At 43.4% G+C, this 25,778-nt stretch carries 16 protein-coding genes; 8 read left to right on the forward strand and 8 right to left on the reverse strand.

The features are described 5' to 3' along the window. Positions 1-43 precede the first annotated feature (43 nt). Positions 44-1,237, reverse strand: coding sequence for a tyrosine-type recombinase/integrase (locus K333_RS0110415; protein ID WP_024990518.1), 1,194 nt, complete (start codon positions 1,235-1,237; stop codon positions 44-46). A 335-nt stretch (positions 1,238-1,572) separates the two neighbouring features. Between K333_RS0110415 and K333_RS0110420 the strand changes: the two genes are divergently transcribed. The 6 genes from K333_RS0110420 (at position 1,573) to K333_RS0110445 (ending at position 9,854) form a co-directional block, all read left to right on the forward strand. Further along, complete coding sequence (locus K333_RS0110420; RefSeq protein ID WP_024990519.1) at positions 1,573-2,169, forward strand: HU family DNA-binding protein; 597 nt, start codon at positions 1,573-1,575, stop codon at positions 2,167-2,169. Between the two features lie 53 nt (positions 2,170-2,222). Beyond that, positions 2,223-2,912, forward strand: a complete 690-nt coding sequence (locus K333_RS0110425) for a response regulator transcription factor (protein WP_024990520.1) — start codon at positions 2,223-2,225, stop codon at positions 2,910-2,912. Continuing rightward, positions 2,899-4,074, forward strand: a complete 1,176-nt coding sequence (locus K333_RS0110430) for a sensor histidine kinase (RefSeq protein ID WP_024990521.1) — start codon at positions 2,899-2,901, stop codon at positions 4,072-4,074. Before K333_RS0110425 ends, K333_RS0110430 begins: the two co-directional genes overlap by 14 nt. A 108-nt stretch (positions 4,075-4,182) precedes the next feature. Further along, positions 4,183-5,265, forward strand: coding sequence for an efflux RND transporter periplasmic adaptor subunit (locus tag K333_RS0110435; RefSeq protein WP_024990522.1), 1,083 nt, complete (start codon positions 4,183-4,185; stop codon positions 5,263-5,265). A 1-nt stretch (position 5,266) separates the two neighbouring features. Further along, the gene (locus K333_RS0110440) at positions 5,267-8,452 is read left to right on the forward strand and encodes an efflux RND transporter permease subunit (protein WP_027452677.1); all 3,186 of its coding nucleotides are present in this window, start codon (positions 5,267-5,269) and stop codon (positions 8,450-8,452) included. Then, on the forward strand, positions 8,442-9,854 hold the full coding sequence (locus tag K333_RS0110445) for a TolC family protein (protein ID WP_027452678.1): 1,413 nt from the start codon (positions 8,442-8,444) through the stop codon (positions 9,852-9,854). Before K333_RS0110440 ends, K333_RS0110445 begins: the two co-directional genes overlap by 11 nt. Here K333_RS0110445 and K333_RS0110450 read toward each other — a convergent pair. The 5 genes from K333_RS0110450 to K333_RS0110470 all read right to left on the reverse strand — a co-directional run bounded on the left by K333_RS0110450 (position 9,847) and on the right by K333_RS0110470 (position 18,637). Beyond that, positions 9,847-11,208: an MFS transporter gene (locus K333_RS0110450; protein WP_027452679.1), complete on the reverse strand. Its 1,362-nt coding sequence runs from the start codon at positions 11,206-11,208 to the stop codon at positions 9,847-9,849. The two genes, K333_RS0110445 and K333_RS0110450, sit on opposite strands and share 8 nt — an antisense overlap. Before the next feature lie 24 nt (positions 11,209-11,232). Further along, positions 11,233-12,855 carry an MFS transporter gene (locus K333_RS0110455; protein ID WP_024990523.1) on the reverse strand — a complete coding sequence of 541 codons (1,623 nt, stop codon included), beginning with the start codon at positions 12,853-12,855 and terminating at the stop codon, positions 11,233-11,235. A gap of 64 nt (positions 12,856-12,919) precedes the next feature. Next, entirely contained in the window at positions 12,920-15,085 is a 2,166-nt protein-coding gene (locus K333_RS0110460; RefSeq protein WP_027452680.1) for a S9 family peptidase, read from the reverse strand. 7 nt (positions 15,086-15,092) lie between these two features. Then, on the reverse strand, positions 15,093-17,030 hold the full coding sequence (yidC, locus tag K333_RS0110465; RefSeq protein WP_024990524.1) for a membrane protein insertase YidC: 1,938 nt from the start codon (positions 17,028-17,030) through the stop codon (positions 15,093-15,095). Further along, positions 17,030-18,637, reverse strand: a complete 1,608-nt coding sequence (locus K333_RS0110470) for a CTP synthase (RefSeq protein WP_024990525.1) — start codon at positions 18,635-18,637, stop codon at positions 17,030-17,032. The genes yidC and K333_RS0110470 overlap by 1 nt, the downstream gene beginning before the upstream one ends. 87 nt (positions 18,638-18,724) lie before the next feature. On the opposite strand from K333_RS0110470, the gene K333_RS0110475 reads away from it, so the two are divergent. Continuing rightward, on the forward strand, positions 18,725-19,987 hold the full coding sequence (locus K333_RS0110475; RefSeq protein ID WP_024990526.1) for a DUF3078 domain-containing protein: 1,263 nt from the start codon (positions 18,725-18,727) through the stop codon (positions 19,985-19,987). Between the two features lie 102 nt (positions 19,988-20,089). Here K333_RS0110475 and K333_RS0110480 read toward each other — a convergent pair whose 3' ends face one another. Both K333_RS0110480 and rlmD read right to left on the reverse strand, forming a co-directional pair. Further along, positions 20,090-21,232 carry a porin gene (locus K333_RS0110480; RefSeq protein ID WP_024990527.1) on the reverse strand — a complete coding sequence of 381 codons (1,143 nt, stop codon included), beginning with the start codon at positions 21,230-21,232 and terminating at the stop codon, positions 20,090-20,092. A 128-nt stretch (positions 21,233-21,360) separates the two neighbouring features. After that, positions 21,361-22,797: a 23S rRNA (uracil(1939)-C(5))-methyltransferase RlmD gene (gene rlmD / locus K333_RS0110485; RefSeq protein ID WP_024990528.1), complete on the reverse strand. Its 1,437-nt coding sequence runs from the start codon at positions 22,795-22,797 to the stop codon at positions 21,361-21,363. Between the two features lie 237 nt (positions 22,798-23,034). On the opposite strand from rlmD, the gene ppdK reads away from it, so the two are divergent. Next, entirely contained in the window at positions 23,035-25,755 is a 2,721-nt protein-coding gene (ppdK, locus tag K333_RS0110490; protein WP_024990529.1) for a pyruvate, phosphate dikinase, read from the forward strand. Positions 25,756-25,778: the final 23 nt, after the last annotated feature.

Raw genomic sequence — 25,778 nt, forward strand, 5'->3', positions numbered from 1 at the left:
TCTCTTAGGAAGAGAATGAGATTTTTGCTAAACATATCCTTGTTTACAACAATTCGAGTATCATTTTATTGGCTTGGTCAACAACAGATGTTTCCAGCGATGCAAGATAAATCTGTGTCGTTGCTTCGCAATCATGGCCCATTCCTTCACTGATCACAGACAAAGGGATGTTCTTTGCCTTGGCTGCACTTGCCCATGAGTGACGTGCCACGTACATGGTCAATGGTCGTTGAAGTTTTAATATATCAGAGAGGTCTTTCAAATGGTAGTTGACTAGATGAAGGGCATTGTCATATTGTTTTCGCTCATTGCCTTGTCTCCTAATGATTGGGAGAAGATAGTCGGTCTCGTTTTGGGGGTATTTGGCAATGATTTCCGTCATGCATTTCTCCCATCTGATGGTGAGCTCTTGTCCTGTTTTTCTTCTCCGATAGGTAAGAATGCCATTCTTTAAGTTTGACTTTTTGAGGTAGGCCATATCTATGAAGGACATTCCTCTTGTGCAGAAACTGAACAAGAACATATCACGGGCAAAGTCCAATGATGGTTTTAACGATAAGTCCAGTTTCTTCAGAACCCTGATCTCTTTGATGGGGATGGCTCGTTTCACGGTCTTCTCGATTCCGGTATAGACGTGACGGAAGGGGTTGTTCTGTGGGGTGAGTTCTTTCTCTATAGCACGATTATAGACTGCACGAAGGATGCGCATATAGAAGGATATGGTGTTCATACGTACTCCTCTTGCTTTTAGATGTGCTTCGTAAAGGAGCATGAGGTCTGAGGTGATGCCGTCAAGGGGTATGTCTTGTTCTTTACGGAATACCATGAAACTCTTGAGTGTGGCGGTATAGGTTTCGGATGTACGTATCTTTCCCAATTGTTTTAATTGGGCGATGACATCATGCATGAAGGAGAAAAGGGATGTTTCCTTGGTTATCCGGTGGAATGTGGTTATTACATCATTCGTTGTGAATCGGTGGTTGTTGGTTTCTAGTTGCTTGATGGCTCTTTTCAAACGAGCGGTGTCCCATTCTAAATGTTCTTTGATACTGCATAGTATATTGGAGCGATTGCCTTCTGTAATGATGCTTTCTGATTCTGCGTCCCATTCATGTGCATATATTTTGTAGTCTGTATTTAACTGACGAACTACGCGGTTATGAATAATCTGGATGTAGATACATCCTTCTTTGCCTTCGATTATAGAAGGTCTAAACTTTATTTTTATAGATGTCATAGCATGAAATTTTTGTTATACTCGAATTGTTATAACATAACAAAATTGGTGATAAAATGTGGGTGTGTTATTGTGAAAATGTAGTTTCGTTTGGTGCGCGACGGCCGTGGTATACGTGTGCGACGGCCGTCGCACAGTTGTGTCACGGCCGACGTACAGTTGTACCACGGCCGTGGTACATGTAATAAACCAACGAGTTTATCACAATGTTATTGGTCCCGTGCAGTTACATTTCTGAGAAAAATACCGATAAAGATTAGGCTTTCTGATATTTCTTTGTACCTTTGTAGTATAATACGGAATCCTTACGTTATATTTATGGAAAGGATAATAAAATGGAAATAGAAATACGAGAAATTAAAAATTCTGAAGGAAAAGGTGAAAACAGAAAGTTTGTTTGTGTCCGTAATCAGCATGCTAATACAGAGAAAGAATTAGTAGAGGAGATTTCAAGTAGTTGTACGTTGACAAGAGGTGATATCATGGCTACTTATTGTGCTACTTCTGATGTCGGCGCTGAGATGTTGGGAGAGAATGGGTGTTTCTATCTGCCGGAAATCGGACATTTTAAGGTTTCCCTGAAAAATGATTTGCCTGAAGGTTCTTCTGTGGAAGATGCTAAAGCTCCTCATTTTAGTGTTCGTAATATCTCGTTCCGTCCTGATAAGAGCTTCTTGCAGAAGGTCGCACAAAAGGCTAAGTTTAGTAAGTCAAGATATTCTTCACTTTCCCAATCCTATACGGAGAAGGAAATGCTCGATATCGTCAAACAAGAAGTAGATAAGAATAGTTATGTGAATACGCGTATACTCCATCTGGAATATGGACTGAGTAATTATATGGCTCGTAAATGGTTGACTTATTTCGTAGAGAAGGGTATCTTGAATAAGACGGGTGTGCAACGTTCGCCAATATATGTGTTGGCAAAATGATGATGGAATAAACATTTTATGTATCTTTGCACATAAATGTAAACCTTTAGCGTATGAAAAAGATACTGATGGCGGAGGATGAGGAGAATATCTCTGACTTCGTGAGCCGTGGACTCCGGAATTTCAATTATGAGGTGACGGTGGCGGCTGATGGTGATGAGGCTTGGTGGCTCCTGGAAAAGGAAAATAATTTTGATTTGGTGATGCTCGATATCCGTATGCCGGGATTGTCGGGACTCGAGGTGTGCCGGCGTATTCGGGATGCCTTCGGGTATCGTACGCCTGTGCTCATGCTTACGGCCCTTGGGACGACGAATGATATCGTGGACGGTTTACATGCCGGAGCGGATGATTATATCGTGAAGCCTTTCATGTTTATGGAACTCATGGCTCGCATCGAGGCGTTGCTCCGTAGGTCGGGAGCTAATACGGAGCGTGTGATGACTTGTGGTGACCTGAAGCTGGATATTGCTTCGCATCAGGCATTGCGTGGTGATCGGACGATAGATTTGAGTATCAAGGAGTTGCGCCTTTTGCAATATATGATGGAGCATGAAGGTGAGGACTTGTCACGTAGGCAGTTGCTGAAGGATGTATGGGATAAGGATTTTGATACCAATACGAATGTCGTGGATGTGTATGTACGTTATCTCAGACAAAAAATAGATGCTGACTTTGATGCCAAATTGATTCATACGGTCGTAGGAACGGGTTATTGTTTTAGGAAAAATGAAAATAGCTAATAAGATTTCTTTTATCTATTCGGGAATCACGATAGGACTGGTATTGATATCAGCCTTTGTATTCTATTTCTGTGCCTCGAACAATACGAAGAGTATCTACTTCGACTATCTTGAAGAGAAGGCACATGCTGTGGCCGAGGAGAAATTCTCACAGGATGAATTGGATGTGGTGAGATATCAAAATGTGGTGTTACGGCGCAAACGTTCTATTCCTACATCGAAAGAGCTCTTTATCAATCTCTCTGATCTGTTTCGCGCTAAGGCGCAGTTGCGTAAGTATCTTAACGAAAAGGAAATCAAACGGTTGCTGGATAATGAGACCGTGGACTTTGAAACTCCTGAAGGGGTGGGCACAAGTTTCGTGTATTATGATAATACCGGAACTTTTGCTGTCATCGTATTGAGTCGAAATCCTTTTATTGATGATATCAACGAAATGCTTGTATGGGGGCTGTTGGTACTCATCGTGGTTTCTGCTTTCGTGCTCTTTCTGATCAGTAGACTTTATGCTTCGCGTGTACTCAATAGAATCGATCAGGACTATCAGACGGAAAAGATGTTTGTGAACAATGCTTCGCATGAAATCAATAATCCGTTGACGGCGATACAGGGGGAATGTGAGGTGGCCCTGATGAAGGATTATCAGCCTGAAGAATATAAAGGTATGTTGCAGCGTATCGCACATGAGACGCAACGTATTATCATCATCATGAAAGAGTTGTTGCAGTTCTCGCATGCTCGTAATGGTAGGTTTGACGACTCGGATTGGCAACAGGTGAGTATGGCATCGGTAGTGGAAAGGGAATGTAAGGATAAGGTGCAGCTCCGAGTTGTCGAGGACTTTACGGTAAAGGTTGATGTGGGATTGCTCTGTATCGCGATACATAATCTTGTGAGCAATGCCGTAAAATATTCGTTAGGTCATACTGTTGTCGTCTCTATAAATAATAAGGTGCTCATGGTAGAGGATCGGGGAATTGGAATACCGGAGGCTGACCGAGAGCATATCTTTGAACCTTTTTATCGGGCTTCGAATACGGGCGAGGTGTCCGGAAAAGGTATCGGACTGGCCTTAGCGAAAAGTATCTTCGAGAGATTTGGTGCGAAGATCTCAGTAAGTTCGACCGAAGGAAAGGGAACGGTGTTCTTTGTGGAATTCTGATGGTGGGGATAATATTTTTTAAACCTTTAATGAGAGTTTTCTAATCTGTTTTCATACTTTACTTCTTATTAAAAATATACTTTTGCCCCAGTTTTAAAAAGGTAATGTATGAAAAGGAACTTTTGGATTTATCTTGTGCTTTTCATGGGAATGATGTGCGCATGTAAGTCGGAGAAAGCTGGCAATGGTGAGCAAGTGGAATATACCGTTACAAATGCTGAGGTAACGACAATATCGATACCTCAGACGTATGTAGCAAATATTCAGTCGCAACGGAATATTGAGATTCGAAGTCAGCAGGATGGTGTCTTGCAGGCGGTGTATGTCGAAGAGGGTGAACGCGTGAAGGCGGGACAACCTCTCTTCAAAATTGCTGTCGTCGGGGCGAACGAGGAGGTAGCGAAGGCTCATGCTGACGTGGAACAGGCACGTATCGAACTGCAGAATGTGTCGAAACTGACGGTCAACAAAATTGTTTCGCGTAATGCGCAACGGATGGCTCAGGCTAAATATCAGTCGGCTGTGGCGGATTATCGCTTGGCGCAGACGCGTAGAAGGTTGTCTCTGATACGTGCTCCGTTCTCCGGAATTATCGGTAGAATTCCTAATAAGATAGGTAGTTTGCTGCATGATGGCGATCTGTTGACAAGTTTATCGGATAATGATAAGATGTATGCCTATTTTAATGTATCGGAACCTGAATATCTGGATTATCAGATGCATCCGGAGAAATATCGTGATCTGAAACTTACGTTGGTACTTGTCAATGGAGAGGATTTTCCGGCAAAGGGATATATTCGCAATATTGACGGCGAATTTGATAATACGACGGGTAATATATCGTTTCGGGCAGAGTTTCCGAATGTCCGTCAGATCTTACGAAATGGGGAAACCGGTAATATTCGTATAGAGAAACCGATGCCTCATGCGATGATAATTCCGCAACAGGCTGTGTATGAACTTCAAGATAAGAAGTATGTCTTTGTGGTAGATGCTGCCGGTATATTGCATTCGCGTGAGATTCAGATCGCTGCCGAGAAGAGAGGTATATATATCCTGAAGGGTGGTCTCTCTACAACAGACCGATTCCTTGTGGATGGTATACAGAAGGTTAAAGATGACCAAAAAGTAAAAGTACGATTCAAAGATGCACGTGAGGTGCTGAAATCGTTTCAATTAACAGCAGACTAATATGTTCAAGATATTTATCCGTCGACCGGTGTTGGCTATCGTCGTATCACTGGTTATCGTTTTTATTGGTATCATTTCATTGTTTAACCTGCCGGTTACGCAGTATCCTTCCATCTCGCCTCCTAAGGTGAATGTTACGGCCAGTTATCCGGGAGCTAATAATGAACTGACGATCAAGTCGGTGGTGATCCCTCTGGAACAGGCGCTGAATGGTGTTCCGGGAATGAAGTATATAGAGAGTGATGCCGGTAACGATGGTGAGGCTTCGATAAATGTGGTGTTTAAACTTGGTACTGACCCGAATGTCGATGCGATCAATGTGCAGAATCGTGTGTCGGCGGCTACGAATAAGTTGCCTCCTGAGGTCATCAAGGAGGGTGTGAGAATTTCGCGTGAGGAACCTAATATCTTGATGTATATCAACTTGTATAGTGATGACCCGAAAGCTGACCAGGAATTCCTCTTTAACTATTTTGATATTAATATCTCACCGGAACTGCAACGTGTGGACGGTGTGGGTGATCTGGATATTCTGGGTACTCGAAGTTTTGCGATGCGTGTGTGGTTGAAACCGGATAAGATGACGGCTTACGGACTGTCGGCGGATGATATCGCTGACGCGTTGGAAGATCAGAATATCGAGGTGTCACCGGGAAGAATAGGAGAGAGTAGTGGTATGGTGCCTCAGGCCAAGGAATATGTGTTGAAATATTCGGGCAGATATACCACTCCTGAAGAGTATGGTAATATTGTGGTGAAGAGTAATAGCGATGGACAGATGGTTCGTCTGAAGGATGTGGCTGATATACATTTGGGTAGTGAGGTGTATGATATCTACTCTACGTTGAACGGTCGACCTTCGGCTGCCGTTACCTTGAAACAGGCTTATGGTAGTAATGCGCGTGATGTGATCACTCAGGTGAAGAAGACTATGGAGCGTCTCAAGAAGGATATGCCGAAGGGAATGCACTATGAGATCAGTTATGATATCAGCAGATTCTTGAATGCTTCTATCAGTAAGGTCATACATACGTTGTTTGAGGCATTCCTCTTGGTTGCGATTGTCGTGTTTGTGTTCTTGGGTGACTGGCGGTCATCTCTGATTCCGGTGTTGGCTGTGCCGGTATCTTTATTGGGTAGTTTTGCGGTAATGCTCTTCTTCAATATCACGCTCAACATGATATCACTCTTTGCCCTTGTGATGGCTATCGGTATCGTGGTGGATGATGCAATTGTGGTGATAGAGGCCGTGAACGTAAAGATCGCACGTGAACATTTAGCGCCGCTCGAGGCTACACAGGCGGCAATGAAAGAAATCAGTGGGGCTATCATTGCTATCTCGTTAGTGATGGCATCGGTGTTTATCCCTGTCGCTTTCATGGGTGGTCCTGAGGGTATGTTCTATCGCCAGTTCTCTATCGTGATGGCATCGAGTATTCTGCTGTCTGGATTTGTCGCATTGACTTTGACTCCGGCTTTGTGTGCGCTTATCCTTACTAAGGAACAGGAACGCCATGTTCAGAAAGGGACTATCGGTAGATTCCTCGCAAAATTCAATCGGGGCTTCAATAAGGGTAGCGATAAATATCAGTCGCTGTTGCAACATACGATCAAGCACAAGGCTTGGACGATGACGGCTATTCTTGCTTTTTGTGTATTGGCTTTCCTGATTGATAAGAATCTGCCGTCCGGATTTATTCCTCAGGAAGATCAAGGTATGATCTATGCTGAAATCCAGACTCCACCGGGTTCTACGATAGAACGTACCAATCAGGTGGCATTACAGGTGATGAGAATTGCGGAACGTGAAGAAGGTGTAGAGAGTGTGTCTTCTCTGGCTGGTTTCGAGATTCTCTCGGAAGGAACGAGTGCCAACACGGGTAGTTGTTTGATCAACCTGCGAGATTGGAAGGACAGAAAGCGTACGGCCAAGGAGATTATGGACGATTTGGAGAAGAAATGCAAACAGATCACACAGGCTGATATCAATTTCTTTGAACCGCCTTCGATACCGGGATATGGTTCTACAAGTGGTTTTGAACTCCGATTGCTCGACAAGTCGGGAAAGAATGATTATCATGAGATGGAGCGTGTGAGCAAGGAGTTTGTCGATGCGGTGAACAAGCGTCCGGAGATCGGTCGTGCCTTCTCTTTCTATTCGGCCAGTTATCCTCAGTATATGTTGAAGATGGATGATGACATGGCTTTGCAGAAGGGGGTTGCTCCAGGTAAGGCACTGAACAATTTGGCTACACTCGTAGGCTCTGATTATGAAACCGGTTTTATCCGATTTGGTAAACCGTATAAGGTGTTGGTTCAGGCTGCTCCACAGTATCGTGCTTTCCCTGAGGATTTGCTGAAGTTGAATGCGAAGAATGATCAGGGTGAGATGGTGCCTTATGCTGACTTCATGACATTGCAGAAAACTTATGGAATGAGTGAGATTACGCGTCATAATCTTTATAATTCTGCAGAGGTGACGGGTTTACCGGCTTCTGGTTATTCGAGTGGTCAGGCCATCAAGGCTATTGATGAGGTGGCAGCACAGACGTTGCCTCGTGGATATGATTATGACTGGGCGGGAATATCAAAGGATGAGGTCGCTCAGGGAAATACGGCAATCATCATCTTTATCATCTGTCTGGGATTCGTCTATCTGATATTGGCTGGACAGTATGAGAATTTCATCCTTCCTTTGCCGATCATCACTTGTCTGCCTGCCGGTATCTTCGGTGCATTCCTCTTCTTGAAAGCCAGTGGACTGGAGAATAATATCTATGCACAGATCGCGTTGGTGATGCTTATCGGTCTATTGGGAAAGAATGCGGTGTTGATGGTGGAATACGCTGTACAACGAAAGAATATGGGAATGAGTATCCGTGAGGCTGCCATCGAAGGTGCTGTGGCACGTTTCCGTCCTATTCTGATGACGAGTATCGCCTTTGTGGTCGGTCTGTTGCCACTTGTCTTTACTTCGGGTGCCGGTGCGGTAGGTAATCATACTATAGGTACTGCTGCTATTGGTGGTATGCTTGTGGGTACTTTGTGCGGACTCCTCCTCATCCCAAGTTTATATGATATCTTTGCTAATTTAACGGATAAGATCGTACATTATCAGCGTGAAAAACCGTTGAGTGAACAGAAAGATAAAAGCTACAATCATAAAAAGGTTAATCATGAAGATTAGAATATATATGTTTATGTGTCTTGCATGTTTGTTGATGGGGGCATGCAAGACTCCTCAGGGTGTTGCAACTCAATCGGTAGCCCAAGCGACTTTGCCATTGTCGGCAAACGATAGTCTGCGACAGACCGTGCAGTTGCCATGGCGTGAGTTTTTTAATGATGCTGATTTGACGAGTCTTATTGATACTGCTCTGAAGAATAATCAGGATTTGAAAATCACGGTTCAGGAGTTGGCTGTTGCCCGCAGTGGAATTCTCTTTCAACAGGGACAGTTGTTGCCTTCGATATCGGCAGGCATGAGTATTGGTGCTAATAAGGTAGGAAGGTATACGAGTGAAGGTGCCGGTAATGTGGGAACGATGCTTACGGATAAGCATGAGATTCCTGATGTCATGACAGATTTCCATCCGAGTGTACAGTTGGATTGGAATGTCGATATTTGGTCGAAATTGAGTGCTCAGAAGAAGTCGGCATTGGAGAACTATCTGGCAACGGAAGAGGGTAGAAGGATGATTACGGCACAGCTTATCGCTGATGTTGCTGAGAATTATTATCAGTTGCTTGCTCTTGATAATAAACTTGATTTGATTCATCGTTATATTGGACTACAGAAAAAGGCAGTTGCGGTGGCTCAGATTCAAAAGGAGGCTGATGCCGATACGCAGTTGGCTGTGGAGAAGTTCAAGGCTGAACTGGCGAAGGCTTCTTCGAATGAGTTCTCTTTAAGACAGGAGATCGTAGAACGTGAGAATGCTATCAACTTGTTATTGGGGAGATATCCTTGTGCTGTTCATCGGGATAAGGGAAAGTGGTATGTGCTGAATCTGCCTCAGATAGCCAAGGAAGTTCCTTCCAAACTGTTGTTGAACCGACCTGATGTGATGCAGGCGGAACATCAGCTCAAGGCTACCAATTGGGATGTTGAGGCTGCGCGAAAGGAGTTCTTGCCATCACTTAACATATCTGCTGATTTAGGTCTTGATGCCTTTAATCCGAAATATCTCTTGGATTTACCAAAGTCTCTGGCTTTTGGCATCGTAGGGGGATTGACGGCTCCTTTGATTAACAAGAAGGCGATAGAGGCGAATTATCAGAAGGCTACTGCATTGCAGTTGGAAGCTCTTTATAACTATGATAAAACGTTGCTTTCGGCGTATTCTCAGACGTGTACGCAACTTGCGAAGATTCAGAATCTGAACAGATATTTCAGTCTGAAGGAGGATGAGTGTACTACATTGCAGAAGTCTGTGGAGGTGGCCCGACAGTTGTATATGAATAATCGGGCTACCTATCTAGACGTTCTAGACAGTGAGCGTGATGCGCTTGATGCTCAAATGGATTTGATAGATACTCGTTTGTGTCAGTTGTCAACGTTAGTAGAGATTTATAAAGGGCTCATGTAGTCCTTTTCTCTTTTGATGTGAGGATGATTGCCGTTATGGTTGCGGCAATTCCAAATCCGATAAAGATGAACATAGGATGGGTGTAGTCGACGGTGCCTGATGAGGATGTGTTTCTGTCGATGACATCGCCTACCCAAATAGGGACAAGCATCAATCCTAGATTCTGAATGTAATAGATGATGCTATAGGCTGTGCCTAACTGTTTGAGTGGAATGAGTTTTGGAATACTTGGCCATAATGCTGAGGGAACAAGTGAAAACGCTATACCTATCATGAGCATGATGAGGGTTGATATCCATGTGGCGTTTAGGGTTGGAAGGGTGAGCATGATATGTCCTAATGTCAGGATGCCACATCCTATTGCCATTAGGATTCCTCCTTTGCCACTTTTATCAAAGATGGTTCCGAAAAGTGGGGTCAGTATAATGGTTCCGTAGGGGATGATGGATACTACCCATCCGGCGGTGACACTGTTGATGGCATATTTGTTAACTAGTATGTCGGTAGCAAACTTCATGAAGGGACGGATGCTACTGTAGAAAAATACACAGATTAGGGCTATAAGCCAAAAACCCGGATTGCGCAGTACGGCGAGAATGTCGTGGAGGTGGAATCCTTCTTCTTGGTCGGCCTTTGTTTCCTTTTGACTGTTATCGTCGAATTTCTTGTCCATGATGCAATAGACGATGAAGAGGAATAAACCGATGGCAAGGATGGCGGAACCGGCAAGTATTGGGGCTGATATCCCAAAATGCTGGGCGATGATAGGGGATATACTGATGGCACTGGCTGTTCCTAAGCGGGCCAATGCTACTTGTACGCCCATGGCAGATGCTAGTTCATGACCGGTAAACCATTTGGTGACAATCTTGGAGATGGTGATACCCGTGATATCGCATCCCATGCCGAAGAGACCGAATCCGAGTGCTGCTACGAGTACTTGTGCCTTGACATGTTCGGGAATCAACCCAAACATGGTAAACCATACGTTGACTTCTTCAAGGGGGGAAATCATGGTGATGGCTAGATAGTTGATGATGCTTCCAAGGAACATACTCCCTGTAGCCAGTAATCCTGTGAATCGAATGCCAAACTTATCGAGGATGATTCCTCCGAAGAATAGCATCAACAAGAAAATGTTCAGGATGGAATAACTTCCTGCATAGAATCCATATTCTGTTGCAGTCCATGCCATACCTCCTTCTGAAAGAGGGGCTTTGAGTTGTGTGGCAAGGGGAGATACAATGTCCCAAAAGATGTATCCCATCATCATGATGATGGCCACGAGAAAAAGAACTGTCCAGCGACGCATAGTTGAGAATACAAAAAAGACAGATGCCACTATTGCAGGCATCTGTCTTTGATATGATAATGTGTATTAATCTTTAATGTTTGGTTCTTCAAGGCCAAGATGCTTCTTGCTGTCAACGACCTTGAGATATAGACCGATGATGAATGCTGCAATACCAAGACTTGCTAGCATGATCAGTGGCCATGTGTAGTTCAGTTGTGTAGGGTCGGTAACACCAACATTGGTCTTGTCGAGAACTTTACCAATGAGTAGTGGGAACAACCACAAACCGATGTTCTGAATCCAAAAGATCAGTGCGTATGCTGATCCGATAATCTTGGCATCTACCAATTTTGGTACTGATGGCCAGAGGGCTGCCGGAACCAGTGAAAATGATGCTCCTAATACTAGGATTGTGACATAGGCTACGATGACACCTCCTACTTGATTGCCTTTGAACTCTGGGAGTATGTAGGCAAAGGTGAGGTGGCAGAAGATGAGTAGCAATGATCCTAGGATAAGCATTGATGCTGCTTTACCTTTGTGGTCGACATAGTTGCCGAGAATTGGTGTGATTCCTACTGCGAGGAGTGGGAACACTGCGAAGATACTCTCTGCTGACTGACGCATATAACCCATATAGCAATAGCATACAAGTGCTGCAATAGATAATACCATGAGGACGGTCTTCATCACTTTATTCTTCTGGAAGTTGCTTGCGAAAGCACCTGCTGCGACAACGAGCATGATGACATACTGGATGATGGTAACAGAACTTGATGCCCAGAAACTATCTGCTGGAACTTCTGTGAATGAGAGGTTGCACTGGAGCATGTTTACTGCATATTTCTGGAATGGGAAGATGGCACTGTAATAGAGTACACAGAGTAAACTAACCAACCAGAATCCTTGTGATGAGAGAATCTGTCCGAGGTCGCTGATCTTAAATGGGTCGTCTTTCTCTTCTGCTTCACCGGTCTGTGCGTCGAGCTTCTTATCCATGAAGAAGTAAACTACGAGCATGATAAGTGCAATGCAGAGTAAGACAACACCGAATGCTACAGAACGACTTACGTTGATAGTACCGCCGAGCTTAGCAAAGAATGGTGAGAAAATCATACAGGTGGCAACACCGAGACGGGCTAATGCCATCTCTGAACCCATTGCTAATGCCATCTCACGACCTTTGAACCATTTTACGATACCACGTGATACGGTAATACCGCCCATCTCGGTACCGCAACCGAAGATCATGAATCCAATGGCTGCAAACTTGGCTGATGCTGGCATTCCATCGTAGAATGGTGATACTCCTAACTCGTCGAAGCATGGAATGTAGTTCAGGTTGTTGGTGAACCATCTTGCAAGTGAACTGTTATCAAAGGACTCGCTGATGGCATAGTATTCGATGCATGCGCCTACGAGCATGACAGCTCCGGAGAGGAGTGCTGTGAAGCGGACGCCCATCTTGTCGAGGATGATACCTGCGAAGATCAGGAAGAATACAAATACGTTGAGGAAAGTTTCGGCACCTTGCATGGTTCCGAATGCTGTAGAGTCCCAACCTCGCTCTGATAGCATCAGGTCTTTAATAGGTGATAGGATGTCTACGAAAATGTAGGCACAAAACATGGCAAGTGCCAGTAGCAAGAGGGCTGTCCAACGAAGGGCCGCTGAGTCTCGCAATGTCTTTTTAATTTCTTCTGTCATTTTATTTTCTTTTTTATTAAGTCATTTGGTAGTCCTAGTTTGATGATTGGACTTGCTCTTGTGTTTATTTCTTGAGCCAGCGATCAAGCCAGTTGAAGAAGGTGCGTTGCCAAAGAATACCATTCTGTGGCTTCAATACCCAGTGGTTCTCATCAGGGAAGATAAGTAACTCTGCTGGGATACCGCGCATGCGTGCTGCATTGAAAGCGCCCATGCCTTGGTTGGCGTTGATTCGATAATCTTTTTCGCCATGGATGCAGAGGATAGGGGTGTCCCATTCTCCTACAGAAAGGTGTGGACTATTTGCATAGGTCTTCTTCGCTGCTGCTGTCTGATCCTTGTTCCAGTATGCATCATCATATTCCCAATTTGAGAACCATGCTTCTTCTGTGTCGGTGTACATGCTCTCTAGGTTGAATGCTCCGTCGTGAGCGATGAAGGCTTTGAAACGCTTGTTGTGATGACCTGCAAGATAGTATACTGAGAAACCTCCGAAACTGGCACCTACACAACCTAAACGGTCTTTGTCTACATATGGCAGGTTCTCGGTAGCGTCATCGATAGCACTGAGATAGTCTTTCATACATTGACCGGTCCAATCGCTTGAGATTTCTTCGTTCCATTCACTTCCGAAACCAGGAAGACCACGGCGGTTAGGTGCTACAATGATATAGCCATGTGCTGCCATGATGTAAAAATTCCAACGGTAGCTCCAGAACTGTGATACCGGACTCTGTGGACCTCCTTCGCAATAGAGTAGGGTTGGATATTTCTTGTTTGCATTGAAATGAGGTGGGAGGATTACCCATACTAACATTTCTTTGCCATCGGTTGTCTTTACCCAGCGCTGTGTTAGTGTTGGCTTAGCTAGCTGATTGAGGATTTCTTTATTCTCGTTTGTGATCTGTTCTACTTTGCTCTTCTTTTCTACCTTGTTGATAGAGAGAATGTAAAGATCTTCTGGCTGAAGCATTGAATGGCGAGAAACTAATAATTTCTTAGAGTCTGGCAATGTCTGTACACTTCCGAAATCGTACCAGCCATCGCTCAACTGTTTAACAGTACCATTGAGTGAAACTTGATAAACGTTTACGCATGCATGCCAGCAGCCGAGGAAGTATATGCTCTTGCTGTCGTTAGACCATGTGTATTCGTCGACATTGCTATCGAAATTGTTTTTGTTGACAAGGTATGTCTTCTTTCCTGTAGCAATCTCATAGAGACAGAGACGGTTGAGGTCGCTCTCGTAACCGTCGTGTTCCATACTTTGCCATGCGATATACTTGCCATCCGGAGAGAACTTTGGATTTACATCGTAGCCGACATTGAAGTCGCCGTTCTGATGGTTGACGGATTGCTCTCGCATACTCTTGGTCGCGTCTATCGCTGGCTCTTTATAGTCTGCAGGTTTACAAAGATTCTTGGTAGTCTTTGTGGCGATATCGTAAAGATAGATATCTGCATCGGTAGAAATGGCATATTGTACGCCTTCCTTCTTGCGACAGGTGTAGGCGATTTGCTTGGAGTCATTGCTCCAGGCAATCTGTTCGATGCCACCAAATGGGGCTAACGGACTCTCGTAAGGTTCTCCTTCAAGGATATCTGTTGCGTCGCCGATACCATTTGCTGTGACATTGGCTACGAAAGGATGGGCGATGCTTTCTACATAGTGGTCCCAGTGACGGTAGTTCATATCGGTTGCTAATCGACCGGTAGCCAATGGTAGGTCGTCCGGATTCTTCTTGATCGTTCCATGATATGGAATGCTCTTGATGTATACTACTTTAGTACCATCTGGGGAGAAACGGAATCCTTCTACGCTGCCTTCTGTCTTAGAGAGTTGTTTGCGATCGGTGCCGTCTGGGTTCATACTCCAGATTTCTCCTTCGCGGATAAAGGCTATCTTCTTACCGCCTTCTATCCAGGCTGCATCGCTTTCGCTCTTGGCGTCGGTTGTGAGTTGGTGCTTGTTCTTACCATTGATATCCTGGATATATAGGATCGTATGGCTCTTGTTTTCCTTAACGCTATAATAACTTACCTGATAAACAACTTGTTTGCCATTTGGGGATGCTGCTGCACCACTTAGACGTCCCATGGCCCAAAGGGCTTCCGGTGTCATCAGGTCACTGCTCAGTTGAATATTATTCTTCTGAATCATAGTTTGTGCTTGTGCAAAACTGCCGCTCATAGTTAGAGCGGCAGCTGCAATGATCAATGATTTAATCATATGTGTTTTATTTTCCTAGTTGACTCTTTTTGCGCTCGAGCTCTTCTCTCTGCTTGCGAATCTTCTCTTGCTCGCGCTGCTGATACTCTTGCATAGCCTGCATGCGGGCTGCAAGACCGCTCATTTTCTTAGGATTGTTCTTGTTTTCTTGATAGCGTGCTTCAAGGATAGCGAGTAACTTCTCCTCGTTTGTTGTCTTACGCAATGTATACATGATAGCTGCGCTGAAGAACAAACTGACGAAATAGTAGAAGTTAAGACCTGCACTGTAATCATTGAACATGAAGAAGAACATTAATGGCATGAGATACATCATCCATGACATCATCTTCATTTGCTCTGCTTGCTGACCTACCATCTGGTCTTTCTGCTGTTGCATAGTAAACCAACTGTATAAGATTTGGGCTCCACAGAACAATACACAGGTAAGACTCAGGTGGTCACCAATGAGCCAGATGTTTGTTCCCCATTCTATAATTGGATCGAATGTACTCAAGTCGTTGATCCAAAGGAAACTCTGACCACGAAGTTGAATAGCGTTTGGTACGAAGTTGAACATGGCAATCCAGATAGGCATCTGGATAAGCATAGGAAGACATCCGCTCAATGGACTTACTCCATACTTTGCATATTCTGCCATCATTGCCTGTTGCTTCTGCATCTGATCCTCTGGTTTGTCATATTGCTTGGTAGCGGCATCCAATTTTGGTTTGAGCACACGCATCTTTGCAGAACTCATGTAGCTCTTCTTGACCATTGGATAGGTGATGACCTTGAGCAATAGTGTGATGAGTATCAATACGATGCCCATAGGGAATAACTTGCTCAACCAGTCGAATACGTATAGTGTGAACCAACGGTTGATGATACGGAACAATGGCCATCCTAGATATACCAGACGTTGCATCTCTAGGTCTTTACCGAATGTACTTTCTTTCTCAACACTCTGGAGAAGACGGAAATCGTTAGGACCATAGTAGAATTCAAACTCAGAAGGAGTCTTACCGGTAGGATCGAAGAAGGTCTTCATCTTAGCCTGATATTGCTTCAGGTAGTTAGAACCCTTCTGCTGAGGTATGCTAGTCATTAACGCACCTTTCTGGAAATCATTCTTTGCAATCATTACTGCAGAGAAGAATTGATTCTTGAAGGCTACCCAGTCGGTAGTCTCATCGATAGGTTCGTCAATCTTTTCCTTAGTTTCGTTCAAGTAATCCGTGCCACCTTCTGTCTCATGATAGGTGAGGGTGGCATAGCGATTCTCGAAGGTGAATCCACGTTCTTGCTGGCGACATTTGTCTTGCCAGTCGATATCCATGGCATTATAGCCTGGGGCAAAGAGACCTGCCATGCCGTTGGCCTGTAAAGACATATGAAGCATATAATCTTTGCCTAAGCGGTAGGTAAGGGTGATAGATTTACCTGCGCCTGCTTCTGCTGTCATTACTACAGTTGAATCGGTAACGTTGGAAGGTGTGAAATATAGGTCGCTGGTGATGATGTTTGCTTCCTTGGCTGCCAACATGAACTTCAGACTTTGATCCTTAGCATCAAATAAGGTGACGTCTTTGGCATCTTTAGAACCATCCTTCACATTAATATTATGACCTACATATCCTTTGATAACGGCCTTCTCTACGGTACCACCTTTGGTGTTAAGAGTTAATTCAACCTTCTTATTCTTAAGAACTACCTGTTCTGCTTTTCCATTCAAGGCTGAATAGAAAAGTGCTGTGGAGTCGGATTGGATCTTCTCCTTAGCTTCTGCTTGCTTTTTGGCTGCTGCTAACTTAGCGGCTTTCTCAGCCTGTTCTTTCTTGACTGTAGCGATAGAGTCTTGTACAAATTGTGCTCTCTGCTGTTCCTCTGAAGGCTGAGACCACCAACTGAAACCAATCAGTAAGGCTGCTATCAGTACAAAGCCAATGATATTATTCTTATCCATTATTTTTTACGGTTTTCAATTGCTGTTTTAACGAAATCAACAAACAGTGGATGTGGTTTCAATACTGTACTCTGGTATTCTGGATGATACTGGGTACCGATGTACCATTTCAATCCAGGAATTTCAACGATTTCAACCAAATCGCTTTCAGGATTACGGCCTACACACTTCATGCCGTTCTTTTCGTATTCTTTTTCGTAGTCATTATTAAATTCATAGCGATGACGATGACGCTCCTGAATATGCTCTTGCTTGTAGATGTCGAGAACACGACTTCCTTGACGAAGAACGCACTCGTAAGCTCCTAAACGCATGGTTCCACCCATGTTGCTGATGTTCTTCTGCTCTTCCATAATGTCGATAACATTATGTGGCGTCTTCTCGTCCATCTCACGACTGTTGGCGTCTGCATATCCTAATACGTTGCGTGCAAACTCGATAACCATCATCTGCATACCTAAACAGATTCCAAATGTTGGAATGTCGTTGATACGGGTGTAGTGGGCTGCGACAATCTTACCTTCGATACCGCGCTGACCGAATCCCGGGCAGATCATGATACCGTCCTGACCTGCTAACTTCTCTGCAACATTCTCTTCGGTAATCTCTTCTGAGTTGATGAAGGTGATCTTTACTTTATGGTCATTGTAGGTGCCGGCGTGAGAAAGACTTTCTCGAATACTCTTGTAGGCATCCTGAAGGTCGTATTTACCAACGAGACCGATGTTGACAACTTCTGTAGCCTTTTTGCGACGCTCGAGGAATTCTTTCCATGGACCAAGTGCCGGAGCTGGGCCAATAGGTTCACCGGTCTTGCGAAGAATTGCTACATCCAGACCTTGATTTTGCATGTTTACTGGTACTTCGTAGATGCTAGGAAGGTCCTCGCTCTGAACGACACAGTCGAAATCAACGTTACAGAATGCTGCGACTTTCTTGCGAATGCCATCGCCAAGGTGCTTCTCTGTGCGGAGAATCAAAATGTCCGGTTGGATACCGACACTTTGCAACTCCTTTACGGAATGCTGTGTAGGCTTGGTCTTTAACTCGCCTGCAGCCTTCAAATATGGAATATAAGTAAGGTGAACATTAACGGCTTTCTTTCCTAATTCCCATTTCATCTGACGGATAGCCTCCAAGAATGGAGCACTCTCGATATCACCAATGGTACCACCGATTTCGGTGATAACATAATCATAATGATACTTCTGACCGAGAAGTTTGATATTACGCTTAATCTCATCTGTGATGTGAGGAACAACCTGAATGGTCTTTCCCAAATAATCACCGCGGCGCTCTTTGTCTATAACCGACTTGTAGATACGTCCGGTTGTCATAGAGTTGGCTTTAGTGGTTTGGATACCTGTGAATCGCTCGTAGTGTCCGAGGTCAAGGTCTGTTTCCATACCATCAACTGTAACATAACATTCTCCATGCTCGTACGGATTCAGAGTGCCTGGATCAATGTTAATGTATGGATCAAACTTTTGGATAGTGATATTGTAGCCTCTGGCCTGCAGAAGCTTACCTATTGAAGACGATATGATACCTTTACCAAGTGAAGAAACCACACCGCCGGTGACAAAGATATATTTTGTTTCAGCCACGATAAATAAAAAATTAAATTACTTTTGTTATAACAAGTTGCAAAGATAGCATATTTTTCCTATCTTTGCAAGAAAATTTTAATTTTAATGAAACTTAGATTTACATTATTGCTAATACTAGCAACATTTACTTTACATATTAATGCACAGAAACGAACAAAATTTAATGAACCGAATCTTGTCAAAGCATATACCGACAGTTTGTCTCTTCTAAGAACGCGTATTGATACTATGACGATAGATTCTTCGGATATCCGTTCCTCGGTGTTGTTCGAACCGATGACTTTTTATTCGGAACCTATTCGTCAGATGCTGCGACTTGGTGGTGATAAGGATTCTGATTCTGCTATCGTGATGATTAATCGTACCTTGATGAATGTTTATTTGAATCGTCCTGATCTTGTAAGATATACTGAGAAAACGCTTATCGCTAGAAGTAAAACTCCTGATGCTTTAAATCCAAAGGAACAGAAATCACATCCTGACATCATCGATATGGTGGCACCTCGTACGCAGGATGCTGATGTGATGCCGATGGATTTGTTGGTTCAAAAACCTAATTTCTGGACAATCGGGGGTGACTATTATCTGCAGTTTATGCAGAACTATGTATCCGCTAACTGGTATAAGGGTGGCCAGAGTAACTATTCTATGCTGGGAAATCTTACATTAGAGGCCAACTATAATAATAAGCAGAAATTTAAATGGGATAACAAGTTGGAGATGCGTCTGGGTATGCAGACAGCTTCGGGTGATAGTATTCATAAACTTACGACGACGGAGGATTTGCTCCGCTATACGGGAAAGGTTGGCTTGCAGGCGTCGAAGCATTGGTATTATACTTTACAGGTGATTGCTAGTACTCAGTTTACACGTACTTATAAGAGTAATGATCCTTTTGTGTATGCTTCGTTCTTGTCGCCGTTTAAGATGAATGCTTCTCTTGGTATGGACCGCTCTGTTTCGTTGTTCAATAAGCGACTTACGGGTAATATTCACCTCGCTCCTTTTGCTTTGGATTATGTTCATGTGAATAGGCTTGAACTGGCAACGCGCAATGGTATCGATGAGGGAAAACATAATTCTTGGGACTATGGTTCGGAATTTACTGTTGACCTGTCTTGGAAGTTTTCCGATATGGTATCACTAAAGACACGTGCCTATGGTTATACCACTTATAAGCGAACAGAAATGGAATGGGAAAATACCTTTACATTTCAGTTTACTAAGTATATCTCTTCGAAACTTTTCGTATATCCTCGATTTAATGATAAATCAACACGAGATGAGCATTATGGATATTTCCAGTTGAAAGAATATCTTAGTGTTGGATTCTCTTATTCTTTCTGATAGAGAGGAGAATTTGTGTTGTTAGAATGTTAGATGAAATAAATTAAGCCTGCATGCAGAGTAAACTCAGTATGCAGGCTTAATTGTTATATACCTAATGATTTAGAACTTGAATCCTAATTCTATATCAATAACATCAGAGTTAGGTTCTGTAGCTAGAGCAGAACGGTCGTGGATGTGTGCATATTCTCCGCTGATCTTTAGGTTCTTAGAGAGCATGTAGTCGAGACCGAATTCGTATTGAGTTTTCTGTGTAGCACGAGTGGCGTCAGACTCATACATATCGTATCTTACTTTAGCGTGGAATTTGTCTTTGATGATAGGGGCAATGACGAGTGCATAGATACCTTGTGCCTTGTTACCCTTTGTGCCAAGGTTGCAGTCGGTTGATGTGTCATCATTGGCATTGACCAAACTTTTAGCAAAAGCATTACCCGTAGAGTGAGCATATTCAGTACGGAAGGTCCAGTCGTTTACCAGATATTCTGCAGAGAAAGCATAACGGTGTTGCTGGAGCTTACGGATCTTTGCCTTACTACTTTTGTCAACCTTTGGATTTGGATTCTCGCCATCTGTCCAGAACCCCTTACGAGCGTAAGAACCAGTCCAACCGAATGCACCAAGTCGCATACCTTTTACAGGCATTACCCAGAAACCACCGATAAGGTTCTTCTGCTGGTCTATATCTTTGACGTTGATACCTTGTCCGTTGAAAACGCCAACTTGATAGTGTAAAAGGTTGCGGCCATTTGCGTTCTTAAGGAAATCACCTTGAGCTTGAATACCAATGTCACGGCCATTGCTACTATGGGTACCTGCACGATCTGAAAAACCTGCCAAAGCCTGTACGACTTGTCCGTATCCCATAAAACCTTGGTCGATAGGGTTCATAGGGTTCTCGTATGTGAATGGGTTCTTGAATTGACCGAGTTTAACGCGGAAGTAATCGTATTTTTGCCACTCTATGAACATGTCGACAACCTTAGGCGATGACCCGAGGGTTGATGTGTTTCCGTTGAATTGAATTTGAGCCTTCCAATACCAATCACCCATAATTCGTCCATCTAAAGAGAAACGGGCGATACGAAGGTTGAAGGAATTACTGTTTGCCTCGTCCTTGAATGTAGCGGTATACTGCCCAATGCCGTAACCTGATAATTTTACATGATTAACCCAAGGAGTTTTTTGTGCGCTTGCTGTACCTATAGAAGTTGCCAACAGCGCTATGAGTAGTCCTTTTTTCATAAATAGTAATTTTGTTATTAGTTGTTATGTGAGTGCAAATATATGTTATTTACGTGAATATTCAAAAAAAAATATCAACAAAAAATGGCAAAAGTTTTTAGCTCTTGCCATTATGATTGTAATAAATATTATCTTCTAATCAATTGAACGACGTTCTCGACGTGTGGGGTATGTGGGAACATATCGACAGGTTGTACCTGTGCTACCTTGTAATCAGCGTCGAGTAATGCCAGATCTCTTGCCTGTGTCGCAGGGTTACAACTTACGTAGACAATTCGTTTTGGCGCTGCATTCAGAATCACATTTACAACGTCTGGATGCATACCGGCACGAGGAGGGTCTGTGATAATTGTATCTGGACGTCCATGTTGACGAATAAAGTCATCGGTAAGGATGTCCTTCATATCTCCTGCATAGAATTCTGTATTGTTGATGTTATTGATGTTGCTATTTACTTTCGCATCTTCAATAGCTTCTGGTACATATTCGATACCAATGACATGTTTTGCCTGATGAGCGACAAAGTTGGCAATTGTACCGGTACCTGTGTATAGGTCGTATACTAGTTCGTTTCCTGTAAGCTCCGCAAAGTTACGGGCTACGCTGTAAAGGTGATATGCCTGCTCTGTATTGGTTTGATAGAAACTCTTAGGGCCTACCTTGAATTTCAGATCTTCCATGGTTTCATAGATGAAGTCTGTTCCCTTGTATGTAATCAAATCAAGATCATTGAAGGTATCGTTGCCTTTCTGGTTATTTACATATATAAGAGATGTAATCTGAGGGAATGTGTCTGCAATATGTTGTAACAACAACTGGGCACGCTCTTCGTCACCTTCTTCGTCGTAATGGAATTGAACGATCAGCATCCATTCGCCAGTATTGCTGTTTCGGAAGACTAGGTCGCGCAATAGACCATGCTGTTCACGAATGTCGAAGAATGTCAATTGATTTGCTACGGCAAAGTCATAGATGTCGTTGCGAATCTTGTTGCATAGATCATCCATCAAGTGACATTTTGAAACCTGATATATCTTGTCGAAAGCACCATTGATATGGAAGCCGATAGCACCGGAAGCTAAATGACCTGGCTCGCCTTCTTTGCGAGGAGGAAGTTTCTCGAGTTCTTCCTTGGTGTACCATCGCTTATTAGAACAACCGAATTCTATCTTGTTTCTATATTCGCTAGTCTTAACGCTGCCCATGATAGGGTGGAACTCAGGAAGTTCAACCTTGCCAATTCTACTTAGTTGGTCGAAGACTTGCTGTTGTTTCGCCTTTAATTGCTCTTCGTAAGGAAGATTCTGCCACTTACAGCCACCGCAGAATCCGAAGTGTTCACACATTGGTGTCGCGCGTACCTTACTATATTGTATGAATCGTACAACCCTTCCTTCCATGAAAGAATGTTTCTTCTTGGTAATCTGAACGTCGACAACGTCACCAGGTACACAGAAAGGAACGAAAACTACTTTCTCGTTGTAATGGAAAAGACATTTACCTTCTGCAGCAATAGCTTCGATGGTAATATTCTCCAATAAAGGCAATGGTTTCTTTCTACTCATAATTCTTTTATATTTGGGTGCAAAGATACGAAATATTTCCCAAAATTGCTTACTCTTGTTTCTTTTTCTATTATTGTTCGCGATAACATGTGGAAATGTAAGGTCGAGTTGGCAAAAAAGCATAGAAAAGTTTGCATATAAACTAAAAAATCCTTATATTTGCATAACAAAATTCGCACTTAATAAACGAAACTTAATAAAAACATTTAATACAAAATTTAAGAATACCTATTAACTATGAGTGAGAAAAGAGTTTATACCTTTGGAAACGGTAAGGCTGAAGGTCGAGCAGATATGAGAAATCTGTTAGGTGGTAAAGGCGCTAACCTCGCTGAAATGAACCTTATTGGTGTACCTGTTCCTCCTGGTTTTACAATTACTACTGACGTATGTACTGAATATTTTGAGAAGGGTCATGATGCTGTCGTTGCTCTCCTGAAGGATGATGTGGAGAAAGCAGTAGCGCATATCGAATCTTTGATGAATTCTAAGTTCGGTGATGCGGAGAATCCTTTGCTTGTGAGTGTCCGCTCTGGTGCTCGCGCTTCTATGCCTGGTATGATGGATACTATTCTGAACCTTGGCTTGAACGATGAGGTTGCAGCAGGTATGGTAGAAAAGACTGGTAATGCTCATTTTGTGTATGATTCTTATCGCCGATTCGTTCAGATGTATGGTGATGTCGTACTTGAGATGAAACCTGAAAATAAAGAAGATATTGATCCATTTGAGGAAATCATTGAAAAGGTAAAAGCTGAACGTGGCGTAAAACTTGACAAGGATCTAAATGTTGAGGAGTTGAAGAAACTTGTGACCCTTTTCAAGGAGGCTATCAAGACTCGTACCGGTAAGGCTTTCCCTGATGATCCTATCGAGCAGCTATGGGGTGCTATCTGTGCTGTGTTCCGTAGTTGGATGAATGAGCGTGCAATCCTTTATCGTAAGATGGAAGGTATTCCTGATGAATGGGGTACTGCCGTTTCTGTGATGGCTATGGTGTTTGGTAATATGGGTGATACATCTGCTACTGGTGTATGCTTTAGTCGTGATGCAGCTACTGGAGAGAATCTATTTAATGGAGAGTATCTAGTAAATGCACAGGGTGAGGATGTTGTTGCCGGTATCCGTACTCCTCAACAGATTACAAAGATTGGTTCACAACGTTGGGCTGAGCGTGCTGGAATCTCTGAAGAGGATCGTGTTGCAAACTATCCTTCTATGGAAGAGGCTATGCCTGAAATCTATAAGCAGTTGAATGAAATTCAGGATAAACTGGAACATCATTATCATGATATGCAGGATATGGAGTTTACTGTACAGGAAGGTAAACTTTGGTTCCTTCAGACTCGTAATGGTAAGCGTACTGGTACTGCTATGGTAAAGATTGCTATGGATCTGCTCCATGAAGGTATGATAGATGAAAAGACTGCTATCATGCGTTGTGAACCTCAAAAACTTGATGAGTTGTTGCATCCTGTCTTTGATAAGGTAGCTTTGGCTCAAGCTAAAGTTCTTACTCAGGGTCTTCCTGCTTCTCCTGGTGCTGCATGTGGCCAAATCGTATTCCATGCTGACGATGCTGAGTCTTGGCATGATGATGGTCATCAGGTTGTAATGGTTCGTATCGAGACAAGTCCTGAAGATCTTGCTGGTATGTCTGCTGCAGAAGGTATTCTTACTGCACGTGGAGGTATGACTTCTCATGCTGCTGTTGTCGCTCGTGGTATGGGTAAATGCTGCGTTTCAGGTGCTGGTGGCATTAATGTTGATTATAAGAGTAAGACTGTAGAGATTGATGGTAAGGTATTCCACGAAGGTGACTATATTTCCTTGAATGGTTCTACGGGTCAAGTATATGAGGGTAAGATTCAGACTAAGGCTGCAGAACTTAGTGGTGATTTCAAGGAACTGATGGATCTTTGTGATAAGTATACAAAACTTCAGGTTCGTACAAATGCGGATACTCCACATGATGCACAGGTTGCTCGTGCCTTCGGTGCCAAGGGTATTGGTCTTACTCGTACGGAACATATGTTCTTCGATGACAAGAAGATTGTCGCTATGCGTGAAATGATCCTTGCAACAAATGCAGAGGGACGTGAGAAGGCTTTGGCAAAACTTCTTCCTTATCAGAAGGCTGACTTTAAGGGTATTCTTGAGGCAATGGATGGCTTGTCTGTGAATATCCGTCTGTTGGACCCTCCTTTGCATGAGTTTGTTCCTCATGATCTTGCAGGTCAGGAGACAATGGCTAAGGAAATGGGGGTAGACTTGAAGACTATTCAGCAGCGTGTAGCTTCTTTGGCTGAGAATAACCCTATGTTGGGCCATCGTGGTTGCCGTCTGGGTATCACTTTCCCTGAGATTACAGCAATGCAGACTCGTGCAATCTTAAGTGCTGCTTGTGAGTTGAAGAAAGAGGGCAAAGATCCTAAACCTGAGATTATGGTTCCGTTGATCGGTACTGTTGCTGAGTTCAAGCAGCAGAAGGAGATTATCGAAGCTACCGCTAAAGAGGTATTTGCGGAATATGGTGTTGAACTTGAATTCGAAATTGGTACGATGATTGAAATTCCTCGTGCTGCCCTGACTGCTGATACAATTGCTAGTGAAGCTCAATACTTCTCTTTCGGTACTAATGACTTGACTCAGATGACATTTGGTTATAGTCGTGACGATATTGCTAGCTTCTTGCCTGTATACCTTGATAAGAAGATCCTGAAAGTGGATCCTTTCCAGGTACTTGATCAGGAAGGTGTTGGTCAGCTCGTTAAGATGGCTGTAGAGAAAGGTCATAAGGTTCGTCCAAATCTTCGTACTGGTATTTGTGGCGAACATGGTGGTGAACCAAGTAGTGTTAAGTTCTGTGCTAAGATTGGTATGGATTATGCAAGTTGCTCACCATTCCGTGTGCCAATCGCTCGCTTAGCCGCCGCGCAGGGCGCTTTGGAGGAATAAGATAACGTAAAATAGAACTTTAA

The organism is Segatella albensis DSM 11370 = JCM 12258, from assembly GCF_000426565.1.
Lineage (GTDB): Bacteria > Bacteroidota > Bacteroidia > Bacteroidales > Bacteroidaceae > Prevotella > Prevotella albensis.

Bases quoted from the DNA above. Each gene is read 5' to 3' on its own strand.
- K333_RS0110425 (WP_024990520.1), top strand. From the start codon at position 2,223: ATGAAAAAGATACTGATGGCGGAGGATGAGGAGAATATCTCTGACTTC.
- K333_RS0110435 (WP_024990522.1), top strand. From the start codon at position 4,183: ATGAAAAGGAACTTTTGGATTTATCTTGTGCTTTTCATGGGAATGATG.
- K333_RS0110455 (WP_024990523.1), bottom strand. From the start codon at position 12,855: ATGACAGAAGAAATTAAAAAGACATTGCGAGACTCAGCGGCCCTTCGT.
- K333_RS0110440 (WP_027452677.1), top strand. From the start codon at position 5,267: ATGTTCAAGATATTTATCCGTCGACCGGTGTTGGCTATCGTCGTATCA.
- K333_RS0110475 (WP_024990526.1), top strand. From the start codon at position 18,725: ATGAAACTTAGATTTACATTATTGCTAATACTAGCAACATTTACTTTA.
- K333_RS0110480 (WP_024990527.1), bottom strand. From the start codon at position 21,232: ATGAAAAAAGGACTACTCATAGCGCTGTTGGCAACTTCTATAGGTACA.
- K333_RS0110445 (WP_027452678.1), top strand. From the start codon at position 8,442: ATGAAGATTAGAATATATATGTTTATGTGTCTTGCATGTTTGTTGATG.
- ppdK (WP_024990529.1), top strand. From the start codon at position 23,035: ATGAGTGAGAAAAGAGTTTATACCTTTGGAAACGGTAAGGCTGAAGGT.
- K333_RS0110415 (WP_024990518.1), bottom strand. From the start codon at position 1,237: ATGACATCTATAAAAATAAAGTTTAGACCTTCTATAATCGAAGGCAAA.
- K333_RS0110460 (WP_027452680.1), bottom strand. From the start codon at position 15,085: ATGATTAAATCATTGATCATTGCAGCTGCCGCTCTAACTATGAGCGGC.
- K333_RS0110430 (WP_024990521.1), top strand. From the start codon at position 2,899: ATGAAAATAGCTAATAAGATTTCTTTTATCTATTCGGGAATCACGATA.
- K333_RS0110420 (WP_024990519.1), top strand. From the start codon at position 1,573: ATGGAAATAGAAATACGAGAAATTAAAAATTCTGAAGGAAAAGGTGAA.
- K333_RS0110450 (WP_027452679.1), bottom strand. From the start codon at position 11,208: ATGCCTGCAATAGTGGCATCTGTCTTTTTTGTATTCTCAACTATGCGT.
- rlmD (WP_024990528.1), bottom strand. From the start codon at position 22,797: ATGAGTAGAAAGAAACCATTGCCTTTATTGGAGAATATTACCATCGAA.
- yidC (WP_024990524.1), bottom strand. From the start codon at position 17,030: ATGGATAAGAATAATATCATTGGCTTTGTACTGATAGCAGCCTTACTG.